The 14,516-nt window shown below is 68.3% G+C and carries 15 protein-coding genes; 9 read left to right on the forward strand and 6 right to left on the reverse strand.

The features are described from left to right. Window positions 1-2 precede the first annotated feature (2 nt). Genes DAT37_RS34225 through mnhG form a run of 6 tightly spaced genes read left to right on the forward strand, consistent with a single transcriptional unit; the run spans window position 3 to window position 5,979 of the window. Complete coding sequence (locus tag DAT37_RS34225; RefSeq protein WP_109528993.1) at window positions 3-2,861, forward strand: Na+/H+ antiporter subunit A; 2,859 nt, start codon at window positions 3-5, stop codon at window positions 2,859-2,861. Beyond that, window positions 2,858-3,241: a Na(+)/H(+) antiporter subunit C gene (locus DAT37_RS34230; RefSeq protein WP_109528994.1), complete on the forward strand. Its 384-nt coding sequence runs from the start codon at window positions 2,858-2,860 to the stop codon at window positions 3,239-3,241. The genes DAT37_RS34225 and DAT37_RS34230 overlap by 4 nt, the downstream gene beginning before the upstream one ends. Next, window positions 3,238-4,839 carry a Na+/H+ antiporter subunit D gene (locus DAT37_RS34235; protein WP_109528995.1) on the forward strand — a complete coding sequence of 534 codons (1,602 nt, stop codon included), beginning with the start codon at window positions 3,238-3,240 and terminating at the stop codon, window positions 4,837-4,839. Before DAT37_RS34230 ends, DAT37_RS34235 begins: the two co-directional genes overlap by 4 nt. Window positions 4,840-4,859: 20 nt before the next feature. Then, window positions 4,860-5,393, forward strand: a complete 534-nt coding sequence (locus DAT37_RS34240; RefSeq protein WP_408637478.1) for a Na+/H+ antiporter subunit E — start codon at window positions 4,860-4,862, stop codon at window positions 5,391-5,393. Continuing rightward, window positions 5,390-5,650, forward strand: coding sequence for a monovalent cation/H+ antiporter complex subunit F (locus DAT37_RS34245; protein ID WP_109528997.1), 261 nt, complete (start codon window positions 5,390-5,392; stop codon window positions 5,648-5,650). Before DAT37_RS34240 ends, DAT37_RS34245 begins: the two co-directional genes overlap by 4 nt. Beyond that, entirely contained in the window at window positions 5,647-5,979 is a 333-nt protein-coding gene (gene mnhG / locus DAT37_RS34250; protein WP_109528998.1) for a monovalent cation/H(+) antiporter subunit G, read from the forward strand. Before DAT37_RS34245 ends, mnhG begins: the two co-directional genes overlap by 4 nt. A gap of 111 nt (window positions 5,980-6,090) precedes the next feature. Here mnhG and DAT37_RS34255 read toward each other — a convergent pair whose 3' ends face one another. From DAT37_RS34255 to DAT37_RS34275, 5 genes are all read right to left on the reverse strand, one after another. Further along, the gene (locus tag DAT37_RS34255; RefSeq protein ID WP_232840189.1) at window positions 6,091-7,398 is read right to left on the reverse strand and encodes a phosphatase PAP2 family protein; all 1,308 of its coding nucleotides are present in this window, start codon (window positions 7,396-7,398) and stop codon (window positions 6,091-6,093) included. 147 nt (window positions 7,399-7,545) lie between these two features. Continuing rightward, window positions 7,546-8,691 (reverse strand): glutamate--cysteine ligase, encoded by a 1,146-nt coding sequence (locus tag DAT37_RS34260; protein WP_109529000.1) that lies wholly within the window; start codon window positions 8,689-8,691, stop codon window positions 7,546-7,548. A gap of 12 nt (window positions 8,692-8,703) precedes the next feature. Further along, window positions 8,704-9,390, reverse strand: a complete 687-nt coding sequence (gene sodC, locus DAT37_RS34265) for a superoxide dismutase[Cu-Zn] (protein ID WP_109529001.1) — start codon at window positions 9,388-9,390, stop codon at window positions 8,704-8,706. Window positions 9,391-9,520: 130 nt separating this feature from the next. Then, window positions 9,521-10,090 (reverse strand): LytR C-terminal domain-containing protein, encoded by a 570-nt coding sequence (locus DAT37_RS34270; RefSeq protein ID WP_109529002.1) that lies wholly within the window; start codon window positions 10,088-10,090, stop codon window positions 9,521-9,523. Between the two features lie 58 nt (window positions 10,091-10,148). After that, a complete protein-coding gene (locus tag DAT37_RS34275; protein WP_109529003.1) occupies window positions 10,149-10,505 on the reverse strand; it encodes a DUF3263 domain-containing protein in 357 nt (118 codons plus the stop codon). A gap of 183 nt (window positions 10,506-10,688) precedes the next feature. Here DAT37_RS34275 and DAT37_RS34280 point away from each other — a divergent pair, with 183 nt between their 5' ends. From DAT37_RS34280 to DAT37_RS34290, 3 genes are all read left to right on the forward strand, one after another. After that, entirely contained in the window at window positions 10,689-11,279 is a 591-nt protein-coding gene (locus DAT37_RS34280; RefSeq protein WP_109529004.1) for a peptide deformylase, read from the forward strand. Further along, a complete protein-coding gene (locus tag DAT37_RS34285) occupies window positions 11,269-12,264 on the forward strand; it encodes an N-acetylglutamate synthase, CG3035 family (protein ID WP_288047759.1) in 996 nt (331 codons plus the stop codon). The genes DAT37_RS34280 and DAT37_RS34285 overlap by 11 nt, the downstream gene beginning before the upstream one ends. Before the next feature lie 76 nt (window positions 12,265-12,340). Then, window positions 12,341-13,156 carry an exodeoxyribonuclease III gene (locus DAT37_RS34290; protein WP_109529005.1) on the forward strand — a complete coding sequence of 272 codons (816 nt, stop codon included), beginning with the start codon at window positions 12,341-12,343 and terminating at the stop codon, window positions 13,154-13,156. Window positions 13,157-13,284: 128 nt separating this feature from the next. Here the strand turns inward: DAT37_RS34290 and DAT37_RS34295 are convergent, their stop codons facing one another. Next, the gene (locus DAT37_RS34295) at window positions 13,285-14,397 is read right to left on the reverse strand and encodes a hypothetical protein (RefSeq protein ID WP_157978836.1); all 1,113 of its coding nucleotides are present in this window, start codon (window positions 14,395-14,397) and stop codon (window positions 13,285-13,287) included. Window positions 14,398-14,516 lie beyond the last annotated feature (119 nt).

Consider the following 14,516-nt stretch of genomic DNA (forward strand, 5'->3'; position numbering starts at 1 on the left):
GTTTGCTCGCAATCCTGCTCGCGCACGCGTTCGCCGCGATAACGGCACCGCTGTGCGTGCGGGCGTTGGGACGCAACGCGTTCTATCCGCTCGCGCTGGTCCCATTGGGCGGATTGTGCTGGGTCATCGCGAATTGGGGTAGTACACAGCAGGTTCGGATCACCTGGGCGCCCGCGATCGAGATGAACATCGATCTGCGCTTCGATTCGCTCAGCGCCGTCATGGCCGCGCTCGTCCTCGGTATCGGCGCGCTGATCCTCTGTTACTGCGCCGGGTATTTCGAGGACGACGAACCGAGACTCGGCGTCTTCGCCGCCGAACTCGTCGGTTTCGCCTTCGCCATGTTCGGGCTGGTCACCAGTGACAACATGTTGCTGCTCTACGTCTTCTGGGAAACGACGACCGTGCTGTCGTTCCTGCTGGTCGGGCACTACGCCGAACGCGCGTCCAGCCGCAGGGCGGCATTGCAGGCGCTGTTCGTGACCGCGGCGGGCGGGCTGTCCATGCTCGTCGGCATCATCATCCTCGGCCAGTCCAGCGGCAGCTATCTGCTCTCGGATCTGCTGGCGCGCGAACAGCCGCCGACCGGTGTCGCGGTGAGTGTCGCCGTGGCGCTGATACTGGTCGGCGCGCTGAGCAAATCCGCGATCGTCCCGCTGCATTTCTGGCTGCCCGGAGCGATGGCGGCGCCGACGCCGGTCAGCGCCTACCTGCACGCCGCGGCGATGGTGAAGGCGGGCGTGTACCTGATCGCCCGGCTCGCGCCGGTCTTCGCGCACAGTCCGCCCTGGCATCCGCTCGTGCTGACGCTCGGTCTCACCTCGATGCTGCTGGCGGGCTGGCGCGCGCTCCAGGTCACCGATCTCAAACTGGTGCTCGCTTTCGGCACGGTCAGCCAGCTCGGTTTCCTGGTCGTGCTCGTCGGTATCGGCACACCCGACGCCGCGCTGGCCGGTATCGCGATGGTCGTCGCGCACGCGCTGTTCAAGGCGAGTCTGTTCATGGTGGTCGGCATCATCGATCACGGCGCGGGCACCCGCGATCTGCGTCTGTTGTCCGGGCTCGGCCGTCGCGAACCGGTCCTGCTCGCGGTGGCGTCGCTCGCGGCGCTCAGCATGGCCGGTATTCCGCCGCTGATCGGCTTCGTCGGCAAGGAGAGCGCACTCGGCGCGGTCATCGACGCGGACGTCCTCGCCTGGCCCGCGCGGGTGGCGCTGATCGTCGGGGTGACCGTCGGTTCGGCGCTGACCCTCGGGTACAGCGCCCGGTTCGTCTGGGGCGCGTTCGCCGACAAACCGGGCCAGCGACACACGCGGACCGAGGAATTCGGCACCCCCGAACTCGGCTGGCACGGGCCGGGCGCGCTGTTCATCGCCCCACCCGCGATCCTCGCGGTGGCCGGTCTGATCGCCGGTCCCGCCGCCGCCTGGCTGGACGGCCTGCTCGGCCCCTACGCCGAAACCCTGCCGGGCACGCTGACCACTCACCTCGCGCTCTGGCACGGATTCACCGCGCCGCTGGCGCTGACCGCGGTGATCGTCGCCGCGGGCACCGTGCTGTTCCTGCAACGCGGGCGGATCGTCGAGACCACCCACCACGTGCTCGGCAACGCCGACCGCGTCTACGACGCCACGCTGCGCGCGATGGACCGGATCTCGCTGCGGATGACCGGTTCGGTGCAGCGCGGTTCACTGCCGCTGACCCAGGCCACCATCCTCGGCACCCTGATCATCCTGCCGACCGTCGCGCTGGCGCTCGGCACCCGCACCGGTGTGCGGCTGCGGCTGTGGGATTCCCCGCTTCAAGTGGCGATCGGTGCGATCATGGCGGCGATGGCGCTGGGCGCGACCGTCCTGCGCAACCGGCTGGCCAGCGTGCTCGTCGTCGGCGTCACCGGATACGGCTGCGGCGTGATCTTCGCCCTGCACGGCGCCCCCGATCTCGCGCTGACCCAATTCCTGGTCGAGACACTCACACTGGTGATCTTCGTGCTGGTGCTGCGCGCGTTCCCGGCCGAGATCGGCGCGGCCCGCGCCACCCGCTTCAAGGTGCGAAGGGCGCTGCTCGCCGCCGCCACCGGTGTCGTGGTCGCGGTGCTCGCCGCCTTCGCGACCGCCGCCCGTTCCACCGAACCGATCTGGCATCGGATTCCCCTGGCCGCCTACGAACTCGGCGGCGGGAAGAACGCGGTCAACGTCCTTCTCGTCGATATCCGCGCCTGGGACACCCTCGGCGAGATCTCGGTGCTCATCGTCGCCGCCACCGGCGTCGCGTCGCTGGTGTTCCGCACCAGACGCTTCGGCACCGCGCCGCGCGCGGTCGACTCGCCGCGCTACGACCCCGATCTGGTGAGCTGGCTGCCCGCGTCCAGACTCATGGCGCGCGAGGACCGTTCGATGGTTCTCCAGATCACCACCCGACTGCTCTTCCCCACCATCATGGTGCTCTCGATCTACTTCTTCTTCTCCGGCCACAACGCCCCCGGCGGCGGATTCGCCGGTGGGCTCATGGCCGGACTCGCGCTGACCCTGCGCTACCTCGCGGGCGGACGATACGAATTGGGCGAGGCGCTTCCCGTCGACGCCGGGCATATCCTCGGCGCGGGGCTGACGCTGGCCGCAGGCACCGCGACGACCTCGCTGCTGCTCGGCGCGCCACCGCTGTCGTCGGCCATCGTCGAGATCACCCTGCCGTTGATCGGACACGTCAAACTGGTCACCGCCATGTTCTTCGACCTCGGCGTGTACCTGATCGTGGTCGGCCTCGTCCTCGACGTCCTGCGCAGCCTCGGCGCGCGCCTGGACAGCGAACTGGGCGAGACCACCGAAACCGCTTCGCGACGGGGAGGTTCCAGGTCGTGACCTCGAATCTGACGCTGCTGATCCTGATCGGCGTCCTCGTCGCGTGCGGGGTGTACCTGATCCTGGAACGCACGGTGTCGAAGATGCTGCTCGGGATGATCCTGTTCGGCAACGCGGTGAATCTGCTGATCCTGACGGTCGGCGGGCCCGACGGCAGTTCGCCGATTCTGGGCACCGCGCAGGACGACGAGCGGGCGATGGCCGATCCGCTCGCGCAGGCCATGGTGCTCACGGCGATCGTCATCACCATGGGCTTGGCGGCATTCGTGCTCGCCCTCGCCTACCGGTCCTACATCCTCACCACCACCGAGGCATTGGAGAACGATCCGGACGACGTCGAAGTGGCGACGCGCCGCGACCGAGAGGATCCGGAAGATTGAGCCTCTCCCCCGGCCTGCTACCGGCGCTGGCGCCGCTACCGGTGCTCGTGCCGCTGCTCGCCGCCGCGGCCACCCTGGTCTTCGGCAGGAAACCGCGTATCCAGGGCACGGTGGTGCTGCTGGCGCTGAGCGCGGTCGTCGTCATCAGCGCGCTGCTGCTCTACCTCGCCGATCGCGACGGCACCACCGCCGTCCAGGTCGGCGGCTGGGAGACCCCGATCGGCATCACGCTGGTGGTCGATCGGCTGTCGGCGGGCATGCTGCTGGTGTCGTCGATCGTGCTGCTCGCGGTATCGCTCTACGGCTCCGGCCAGAACATCCGCGACGGCGGCGCCCGGCAACCGACCTCCATCTATCGACCCACCTATCTCGTACTGACCGCGGGCGTGTGCGCGGCCTTCCTCGCCGGTGACCTGTTCAACCTGTTCGTCGGCTTCGAGATGCTGCTCGCCGCCTCGTTCGTGCTGCTGACCGTCGGCGCGACCGCGCAGCGGATCCGGGCGGGCGTGGCCTACGTCATGGTCTCCATGCTGTCGTCGCTGATCTTCCTCGTCGGCATCGGACTGGCGTACGCGACCAGCGGCACCCTCAATCTCGCGCAACTCGCGGTCCGGATGGAAGGCGCGCCGCAGGGGGTGCGGACCGCCGTCTACGCCGTGCTACTCGTGGCGTTCGGCATCAAGGCCGCGGTCTTCCCGCTGTCGAACTGGCTGCCGGACTCCTACCCCACCGCGCCCGCACCGGTGACCGCGGTCTTCGCAGGCCTGCTCACCAAGGTCGGCGTGTACGCGATCATCCGGACGCACTCGCTGCTGTTCCCCGACGGCGGTTTCGACACGGTCCTGCTGGTCTGCGGACTGCTCACCATGGTGATCGGCATCTTCGGCGCGATCGCGCAGAGCGATATCCGCAGGCTGCTGTCGTTCACCCTCGTCAGCCATATCGGCTACATGATCTTCGGCGTCGGACTCGGCAGCATCGCCGGGCTCGCGGGCGCGATCTACTATGTGGCACACCACATTCTGGTGCAGACCACCCTGTTCCTCGTGGTCGGCCTGATCGAACGCCAAGCCGGATCGACGTCGCTGCGCCGACTCGGCGGACTGGCCGCGGCGAGCCCGATCCTCGGTGTGCTGTTCCTGATACCGGCGCTCAATCTCGGTGGCATCCCGCCGTTCTCCGGTTTCATCGGCAAGGTGGCACTGTTGCAGGCAGGTGCGGCCGACGGCAGTGTGCTGGCGTGGACGCTGGTGGCCGGGGCCGTGTTCACCAGCCTGCTCACCCTGTACGTCGCGGCGCGCACGTGGGCCAAGGCGTTCTGGCGACCGCGTGTGGAAGCGCCGGAAGGTCATCTCGCGGCCGCGAATCCGCCCACCCTGATAGAGGATTCCGAAGATGTCCTCTACGACGAGCGCACCGATCCCGGACGGATCCCGCCGCTGATGCTCGCGGCGACCGCCGCATTGGCCGCGGTCGGCATCGCCCTGACGGTGCTGGCGGGCCCGATCCTCGGCATCGCCGACCGCGCTGCCGCGGACCTGTCCGATCCCGGCGTCTACATCGGCTCGGTCCTCGGCGACCAGGAGGCGGCGCGATGAACGGCTCTCCGTCGCGCATCCTGAACCGGGGCAATGTGATCAGGGCGGGGCTGCTGATCTGGCTGACGCTGGTCTACATGGCGCTGTGGGGCGATCTCAGCGTCGGCAATCTGCTGGCGGGACTCGTCATCGCGACGGTCGTCATGGTCGCGCTGCCCCTGCCCACACTGCCCGGCACCGGGCATTTCAATCCGCTGCCGCTGGTCGAATTGGCGGTGGTGAGTTCGTATTACGCGCTCGAATCCAGTTTCCAGGTGGCCTGGCTCGCGGTGCGTCCCGCCCCCACGCCGGTGTCGGGCGTGCTGCGGGTGAATCTGAGCACCCGCTCCGATCTGGTGCTCGTGCTGTGCACCGACCTGCTGAATCTGATTCCCGGCACCATGGTGCTCGAGATCGACCGGCAGCGTTGCGTGGTCTACGTGCACGTCCTCGACGTGAGCAGTGACCACGCCGTCGACAAGTTCTACCGGACCACACGGAGGCTGGAACGACTTCTGGTCGACGCCTTCGAACGGCCGGTCCGCAAAACCCCGCCGCCGGAGGTGAACCGATGACCGTCGCCGCTGTCATCGCGGCCGTATTCCTTGCCGCCGCAGCCCTGCTCACCGCCTATCGAATACTGGCGGGCCCGAATACGCTCGACCGCGTCGTCGGCATCGATTCGCTGATCGCGATCGCCGCGTCCGGTCTCGCGGTGTGGGCCGCCTTCAGCGGCGACACCGACGTCATCCCGGCGATCGTGGCGCTGGCCCTGGTCGGGTTCCTCGGCTCCGCCGCCGTCTCCCGCTTCCGTGTCAGGGACGACAGTTGACCGCGCTGGAATGGATCTCGGCCGTGCTCATCGTGCTCGGCGCGTTCCTGGCCTTCACCGCCGCACTCGGCATCCTGCGTTTCCCCGACACCCTCACCCGCATGCACGCCGCGACCAAACCCCAGGTCGTCGGCCTCATCCTCATCCTCCTCGGCGCCGGCATCGAACTGCGCGACGACGCCAACGTCTGGATGCTCGGCCTGACCGCCCTGTTCACCATCCTGACCGCCCCCGTCATCGCCCACCTCCTCGGTCGCACCGCCTACCGCGAGCAACGCCACCGCGACGGGATACTGCGCATCAACGAACTCGGCGACGAACTCGACTGATCCACCGGTGTAGGGCATCGCCGATGCCCGTCACCTCGAGCGGTTTATCCGGCGATGTCGAGTATCACGCGGCCATCGAGCCGGTCCGGTGAAGGACGCCGGGCGAACGGCTCAGCCGACGGGTTCGGGGCTGATTCGCGCGGGGATCGCGTCGCGGTGGGTGGCGAACCAGGTGGCGTGGAAAGCGGCGGCGAAACCGGCGAGCAGGGCGAGGATGATAGTGCCCGCCAGCGCCGGATATTCGGCCATGGGGACGGACAGGTACCGGTAGGACAGCAGCAGGGTCGCGAGGACGGCGACGCCCGCGCCTACCAGGCGGACGCGGAACCAGCCCCAGCCGCGTTCGGGTTCCCGCAGCACCGATTCCACGGTCAGGCACAGGATCGCGCCTGCGACGAGGTCGACGCCGTAGTGGTAGCCGAAACCGAGCGTCGCGGTGAGGGTGGCGATCAGCCAGAACGCGCCGCCCCAGCGCAGCCACGCGGGGGCGCGACCGCCGTCGATATCGCGACGGGTGTGCAGGAAGACCGACAGCGCCCACGCGGTGTGCATGGACGGCATGCAATTGCGCGGCGTGACGGTGTCGAAGGGCAGCGCCGACGGGTTCCGGTCGATGGGCGGCACCACATTCGGCCAGTAGTTGCCCAGTTGCAGACCGTGACCGTCGGCGCCGAAGGCGAACATCGGACCGACAACGGGGAACAGCAGGTAGACGATCGGACCGAGCAGTCCGAGGACGAGGAAGGTCCGGACCAGATAGTGGGTCGGCCACTGCCCGGTCGGCACGACCCGGCGCAGCTGCCACACCGCGACCACGATGGCCGCGACGGGCAATTCGATGTAGACCCAGTGCAATACCGCGTACACGCCGGGGCCGAGCGCGTCGACGACCCGGCCCATCAGCCACGACGGATCGCCGAGGGCATGATCGGCCAACATCACGTACTGGTCGAACACCTCCGGTCGCGTCACCACGGTGACGTGCAACCAGACATCGCCGACCTTGGTGGCCAGGATCAGCAGCGCGCCCAGCGCGGCGGCCCCGAGCGCATTGCGCCGTTCCACCCCGCTCCAGCGCACGCACGCGGTCACCGCGATCGCGGTGAGCACGATGACGGCGCCGTTGCCGACCGTCGGCGGATCACCCGCGAGCAGCCGCGCGCCCGCACCGATCAGGTCGATGACGACGGCGGCGCTCAACGCGACGACCCGGCGCTTGGCCGAGAGGCCGACCAGGGCCAGTACCAGTCCGGCCCAGGGCACCGACATGGACTTGGGGGTGCCCGCGTAGTCCTTCCACAGGCTGGCCAGCGGTCCCTCGAACCCCTGCCCGGACGCGGCGATCTGCAACGCGATCAACAGCACGACGACGCCGGATACCGCTGCCGCGGCCCAGATCCGGGCCGCGGGTGCGGACATCCGCCGCGCCGACTTTCCTACGCTGGAACCCGGGTCCTCGACAAGCACGTCGACCATCGTAAACGGGGGATGAACGCAATCCCCCTCCCGATCTGAACAGAAGCCGACCGACGCGGTCCGCAGAAACCGACCGACGCGGTCCGCGACCTACTGATCGAGCTCTCTCACCAGGGCGTCCACCACCGCGACCAGGTCACCTTGCGACGCCGCGGCGACCTTGCGCTGACGCTGGTACGAGGCCCCGCGCACCGGGATCTCGGCCACCAGCGCCAATTCGTCGGCACAGCCGAGCCGCTTCGCGGTCGGTTCGAGACGGTTCAGGATTTCGGTGAGGTCGTCTGTGACCAAACGCTCATTACTGTCGGAATCCACGATGACGATCGCGTCGAGCCCGTATCGCGCGGCTCGCCATTTGTTCTCCTGCACATGCCACGGCGGCAGCGTCGGCAACTCCTCGCCGTTCTCCACCCGCTGGTCGAGATCGACGATCAGGCAGTGGATGAACGCGGCCAGTGCCGCCAGTTCGGCCCTGGTCGAGGTGCCGTCACAGATGCGCACCTCGATGGTGCCCCATTTCGGCGCGGGCCGGATATCCCAGTGCATGCCGCCGAGCTGTTCGAAGACGCCGGTCTTGAACTGGTCGTGCACGAAATGCTCGAACTGGGTCCAGTTGTCGAACTGGAACGGCAGGCCCGCGGTCGGCAACTGCTGGAACATCAGCGTGCGGTTACTGGCGTATCCGGTGTCCGCGCCCGCCCACATGGGCGAGGACGCCGACAGCGCGAGCAGATGCGGATAGGCGAGCAGCAGCGAGTTCAGGATCGGCAGGACCTTGTCCCGGTGCGAGACGCCGACGTGCACGTGGACGCCCCAGATCATCATCTGGCGGCCCCACCACTGGGTGCGCTCGATCAGTTCGTCGTAGTGCTCGGAGCGGGTCAGTTGCTGCGCGGACCACTGCGCGAAGGGGTGGGTACCCGCGCAGAACAGGTCGACGCCCAGCGGGTCGGCGGCGCGGCGCACGGCGTCCATCGTGCCGTGCAGATCTTCCACCGCCGCGCCGACGGTGTCGTGCACACCGGTGACGAGTTCGACGGTGTTACGCAGCAATTCCTTGGTGACCTGCGGTTTTCCGTCCCAGGACCGCAGATCGCCGACCTCGTCGAATACGGCGGAAGCGGTGTTGGAGAGATCGCGCGTCACCTTGTCGACGAGCGCGATCTCCCATTCGATGCCGATGGTCGGCCGGGGCGAGCCGGTGAAGGGAACCTGTTCAACTCTTGCCCTGGCCATCTCGCACCTTGTCTAAGCGATGACGCCGCAGGCGACGCGGCCGCCCGCGTCCCCTGTCGCGAGCGTGGTGTCGTCCGGGCCCGCGACACCGTCGGCACGGACATAACGGTTGGGGATGTTGCCGAAGTTGTCGGCGTCGGCGTGGATGATCAGCGCCTTGCCCTTGATGTCGGCGAGGGTCACCGAGTCGGTCGTGGTCACCAGGGTGCCCATACCGTCCGAACGCACCTCGAGGGAGGTGAGGTCGCCGCTGGCCGGGTGCGAGTTCGCGCTGCCGACCTGGAGGTGACCGCCCGCGGAGAGGAAATCGCCCGCGCCGCCGCCGGTCGGGGCGACCGAATTGGCCTCGCACTTGCCGACACTGTGGATGTGCAGGCCGTGGAAGCCCGGCCGCAGTCCGTTCGCCTCGACCTGCACCTGCAGGTGATCGCCGGACGCGGTGATCGTGGCGGTGGCGACCGATTTACCCGAAGGATCCTTCAGATCCACCTTGGCGCCCGGATTCGTCGAATCACTACCGTGCTGCTCGCCGAAATCGGCGGACGGCGGAGCGGCCGCTCCCGTCCACACGGGCGGGGTCGTTCCCTTGACATCACTCGACTCCTGGCTGTTGGAACAGGCAGCGAGGCCGAAGACCGCGACCGCAAGCACCGGGGTCACAGTCCGCCAGGACGGGCGACGAGTTGTGGACGGGGCCATCGGGGAACTCCTTTACGAGTACCGAGTTTACGAGTAAAGCTGGGTGGACAACGTTTGTTACCGGACAAGATGATGCCACGCCCGCCGTGTCACACCGTGACAGGGCGGTGTGGCTCGCAGCACTCGAACGTCAGTTACCCGCCAGAATGACGACCACACCGGCACCCTGATCGACACCGGCGGACTTCGGTTCGGCGGGCGCGCCCAACTCCTGCGCGATCGCCAGCGCGGCTTCCCGTTCCCCGGGCGAATCCCCGTAGTACACGGTGGTTTTCGCGATATTGCCGGAGGCGTAGTTACCGGAGGACACATTCGTCCACCCGTCGGCCTGCAACTGACTCGCGGTCCGCGAGGCCAGCCCCGCGACCACGCTGTTGTTCAGCACGCGCACCGGCACCGTGCGATCCACCGCCGCGGCGGGCGGCGGCGGCGGGGTCGTGGCCGGAGTGGTCGTGGCCGGGGTCGTCGTGGTCGACTCCGCCGTCGTCGTGGCGGACGCCGCGGTGGTGGTGACGCGTGCCGCCGTCGTGGTCGGCGCCGCGCTCGTGGCGTCGGTCGACTCGGCGACGGTCGAGTCGTCGGCCTCCGAACTCGACAGCGACATCGCGCCGAGACCCGCGAAGACGATGGCCAAAGCGATCAACACCATCGCCAGCGCGCGCAACGGTGGCCCGCCGGAGGTGGGATTGGGGTAGCTCACGGTGTCGACCCTAGTCCCACATCGGGTTCCGAGGTCGGCATCGCGCCGCCGAGTCGGGTCATACCTGGAAACCGAGACGCCGGGCGGCCCTGGCCTTCTGCCTGCTCGCCCGCAGCCGACGCAACCGCTTCACCAGCATCGGATCGACGGCGAGGGCCTCCGGCCGATCGACGACGGCGTTGAGGACCTGGTAGTAGCGGGTCGGCGACATGCCGAACAGCTCCCTGATGGCCTCTTCCTTCGCGCCCGCGTACTTCCACCACTGCCGTTCGAAGGCCAGGATGTCGTGTTCGCGGCGGCTGAGGCCGTCTTGCTCCTCCGCCGCCGGAGCGCCTGCCGCCGCGGCCGGTGTATCCCCGCTCACGGAAGGGCCGTCCTGGCTCCCGGGAAGATCCCGTGCCGCTGCGCCGTCCATCCTGCTCCCTCGCCGAGTGACCACCAGAGGAAAATGGTGCTGTACGTCGCGAAACATTGAACCACGGGACCGGGGGGCGTCTCAGCCCAGTTCCCGGCGTGTTGATTACCCGGGAGTAGCGGTGTGTCGCGGCCGGTCGACACGCGGTAACGACCGGAGGGGCACCCAGTAGGCTTATCGCCCATGGCAATCCTCCCCATCGTGATCGTCGGTGACCCCGTGCTGCACAACCCCACGGCGCGAGTCACCCAAACCCCGGAGGAACTGGCCGAACTGGTCGCGGATATGTACGAGACGCTGGAGGCTTCCAACGGCGTCGGGCTCGCGGCCAACCAGGTCGGTGTACCGCTGCGCGTGTTCGTCTACGACTGTCCCGACATCGGCCAGGACGGCACACCGGCGCGGCGCAAGGGCGCCGTGGTGAATCCGGTGCTGGAGACGTCCGAGATCCCCGAGACCATGCCCGACCCCGACGACGACGAGGAAGGCTGCCTGTCGGTTCCCGGCGAGCAGTTCCCGACCGGGCGGGCCGAATGGGCCAGGGTCACCGGCACCGACGAGCACGGCGATCCTGTGGAACTGGAGGGTAAGGGCTTCTTCGCGCGGATGTTGCAGCACGAGGTCGGCCATCTCGACGGATTCCTGTACGTGGACGTACTGATCGGGCGCAACGCCCGCGCGGCGAAGAAGGCGATCAAACGCAACGGCTGGGGCGTCCCCGGGCTGAGCTGGATTCCGGGCACCGTGCCCGACCCGTTCGGACATGACCACTGAGCCCGCGCACACGGAGCATTCCGTGGCCCCCGAACGGGATGTGGCGATCGGACGGCGGGTGGTCATGCGGTACCGGCTGCCCTCGGGTCAACCGCAATCGCTCACCGATGTGATCGGCGAACTGGTCGCGCTCGACCCGCCGACGGTCCGCGCCGCCGACGGCCGATTGGTGTCGGTCACCGACGACCGGGTCGTCGCGCTCAAAGCCCTGGGCCCGAGGCCCATTCGCACCGGCGAGATCCGCGCGCTCGAAGCCGCCGCCGCGTTCGGCTGGCCGGGCATGGAATACGAGTGGATCGACGGCTGGCTGGCGCGCGCCGGGAACGAGTACACCTACCGCGCGAATTCCGCTGTGCCGCTGGGACAGCACGGCGTACCCGCCGATCTCACCACCGAGACGCTGCTGCGCATCGACGACTGGTACACCCTGCGCAACCTGCCGTTGCGCCTCGCACTGCCCGATCGTCTCGCCACGGCGCCACCCGGCTGGCCGATCGAACGCGAGACGGTCGTATTCGGCCTCGATATCGAGAATTTCGTGCTGCCGCAGGGTCCGCCGATGGTGCGGTTCGCGCCCGCGCCCGACGACGCGTGGCTGTCGATGTATCGGTCGCAGGGTGAAACCCCCACGGATCAGCCGGATTCGGCGTCGATCCGCGAGGTGCTGACCGCCGTGCACGACGGTGAACTCGGCTTCGCCTCGCTCGGCGTCCCCGCGCCGATCGCGATCGGACGTGGGGCGCTGACCACCGCTCCCGACGGGCGGCGCTGGATCGGACTGAGCTGTCTCACGGTCGCCGCCGAGCACCGCAGGCACGGGCTCGGCTCCCTGGTCTGCGCGGAATTGATCCGCTGGGGCCACGGCCGTGGCGCGACCCACGCCTATCTCCAGGTCACCGCGGACAATGTCGGCGCGATCGCGCTCTACCGCGACATGGGTTTCCTCGACCATCACAGCTACCGGTACGCCGCTCCCCCGTCGTGACAGCCGCGCGAAAGAGCGTAGAAAAGAACCTGTAGGCCGTGCAGTCCTGTGGGCCCATTGCGAAGGAAGGCATTTCGTGCGTCTCGCGACTTGGAACGTCAACTCGATCCGTTCCCGTATCGATCGGGTGGCGCAATTCCTCGACCGCCAGGACATCGACGTGCTCGCGATGCAGGAAACCAAATGCCGCGACGACCAGTTCCCGTTCGAGCGGTTCGACGAAATCGGGTACGAGGTCGCCCACCTCGGCGTCAACCAGTGGAACGGCGTGGCCATCGCCTCGCGGATCGGGCTCGACGAGGTCGAATTCGCCTTTCCCGGCCAGCCCGGTTTCGACAAGGACGCGGGCGAATCCCTCATCAGCACGCCCGTCGTCGAATCCCGCGCGATCGGCGCGACCTGCGGTGGCGTGCGGGTGTGGAGCCTGTACGTACCCAACGGCCGGGCGCTGGACGACCCGCACTACACCTACAAACTGGAATGGCTCGCCGCGTTGCGCGCGAGCGGGCAAACCTGGCTGACCGAGGACCCGCGGGCCAGGATCGCACTCGTCGGCGACTGGAATATCGCGCCGACCGACGACGATGTGTGGTCGACCGATTTCTTCCAGGGCAAGACCCACACCTCGCCTCCCGAACGCGAGGCCTTCGAGGCCGTCGTCGGCACCGGGTTCGCCGATGTCATGCGCCCCTTCGCGCCCGGCCCCGGCGTCTACACCTACTGGGACTACACCCAACTGCGTTTCCCCCGCAAGGAAGGTATGCGCATCGATTTCGTCCTGGCCTCACCCGAGCTGGCGGGCAGGGCCGAGGACGCGATGGTCGACCGGGACGAGCGCAAGGGCAAGGGCGCCAGCGACCACGCCCCGGTCATCGCCGAATTCCGCGACTGACCGAACGGCGGCGGCCGCCCGCTCGGTCAGCGGCGTCACGCGTGGGTTGTGGCGCGGGCTGCGGAACACGCACATCCGCCGTCTCGTGAATTCCGCTCGCCGCCGATTCGGTGCCGTTCCGCCTCGGTTCACACCGTGACGTAGGCGAATTCGTCGGCGGCCAGCGCGGCCCAGGTCGGTCGGGCCGCGACGGTCCGACCGGCGAGTTCTTCCACCAGATCACCCCGGTCCGGATCGTTGTCGTAGGGGCTGCGCGGGAACCACTCCGGCCAGTGGTCGTAGGCGCGTTCCACCCGTACTTCGGCGCCGTCGACGGCGAAACGGATGAACAGCCATCGGCCGTGTTCGCCGGCCTCGGTATCGCGCAGCCGCCGCAGCCCGGTCGGAATCTTGCGCGCGTTGCGCGGGACGCCGACGCCGATGCCACGGCCGACCCGGAACGCGAAGTCGACATGCCCGTACTCCTCGTACAGCACCCGGATACGGGCGACCATATCGACGAGTTCCGGACTCTCGGGCGGAACGGGGCGCGGCTTCTCGGGCGCCTCGACCATCGCGGCGACGAGTTGTCTGCGATGGTCGACCGGACTGAGCCTGCGACGCCATCGCGGTCCGTTCCCCGCGACGGGGAGTTCCTCCGCGACCGGAGCCGACCCGGTGACGACACCGCCGCGCGCGAGGAATTCATATACCGGATCGCATAATTCGGGTTCGAGCACCGAAACCAGTTCCCGCGTCACCGATCTCGTCTCCGCCGCCGCGAACAGCGCGGCGATCTCGTCGCGGGTCACGCCGTGTAGCGATTCCGCGAAAAGTCCTACCAGCTGCCGCAATTCGAGCAGTGGATAGAGCGCCACCGCCGTCTCGTACTCCACGCGCAACAATTCCAGCTGTGCCGCGTGCCGCCACGCGGTGCCGTCCCACCAGCGCACGAAATCGATCACCTCGTCGAGCATCAGCGGCGTGAGATCGGCGATCGGTACCCACGGCGGCGCGCCCTCGAGCAGATCCTGCGGTTCGGCGGGCGGGGCGTAGTGATCGTCACGTCCCTGCCCGAACAGCACGGCGGTCCCGTCCACGTATCGCACCAGCGTGAACCAGTTCTCCGCCAGCCCCATGTCGAAGGTGACACGACCGCCGACCAACTCGCCTAGCTGCCCCGAACCCTCCGGATCCTGCACCACTTGGACCACAAGGGTGCGACCCCACAGAACATCCAGCGTCGGCAACTCGGATTGCATGCCCCACAACCTAATCCCCGCGACGCCGGTCGTCAGTGCCCGCGACCGTATCGCGACCATCACCTCCGCTATGCGGATCGCCGGGAGCGGCATCGGGTGGGCGGGTATGGTTGGCCGGG

The sequence above is a fragment of the Nocardia aurea genome (assembly GCF_003123685.1).
GTDB classification, from domain to species: Bacteria; Actinomycetota; Actinomycetes; order Mycobacteriales; family Mycobacteriaceae; genus Nocardia; species Nocardia aurea.

Bases quoted from the DNA above. Each gene is read 5' to 3' on its own strand.
- DAT37_RS34255 (WP_232840189.1), bottom strand. From the start codon at position 7,398: ATGTCCGCACCCGCGGCCCGGATCTGGGCCGCGGCAGCGGTATCCGGC.
- DAT37_RS34275 (WP_109529003.1), bottom strand. From the start codon at position 10,505: ATGGACGGCGCAGCGGCACGGGATCTTCCCGGGAGCCAGGACGGCCCT.
- DAT37_RS34295 (WP_157978836.1), bottom strand. From the start codon at position 14,397: ATGCAATCCGAGTTGCCGACGCTGGATGTTCTGTGGGGTCGCACCCTT.
- DAT37_RS34245 (WP_109528997.1), top strand. From the start codon at position 5,390: ATGACCGTCGCCGCTGTCATCGCGGCCGTATTCCTTGCCGCCGCAGCC.
- DAT37_RS34280 (WP_109529004.1), top strand. From the start codon at position 10,689: ATGGCAATCCTCCCCATCGTGATCGTCGGTGACCCCGTGCTGCACAAC.
- DAT37_RS34260 (WP_109529000.1), bottom strand. From the start codon at position 8,691: ATGGCCAGGGCAAGAGTTGAACAGGTTCCCTTCACCGGCTCGCCCCGG.
- DAT37_RS34285 (WP_288047759.1), top strand. From the start codon at position 11,269: ATGACCACTGAGCCCGCGCACACGGAGCATTCCGTGGCCCCCGAACGG.
- sodC (WP_109529001.1), bottom strand. From the start codon at position 9,390: ATGGCCCCGTCCACAACTCGTCGCCCGTCCTGGCGGACTGTGACCCCG.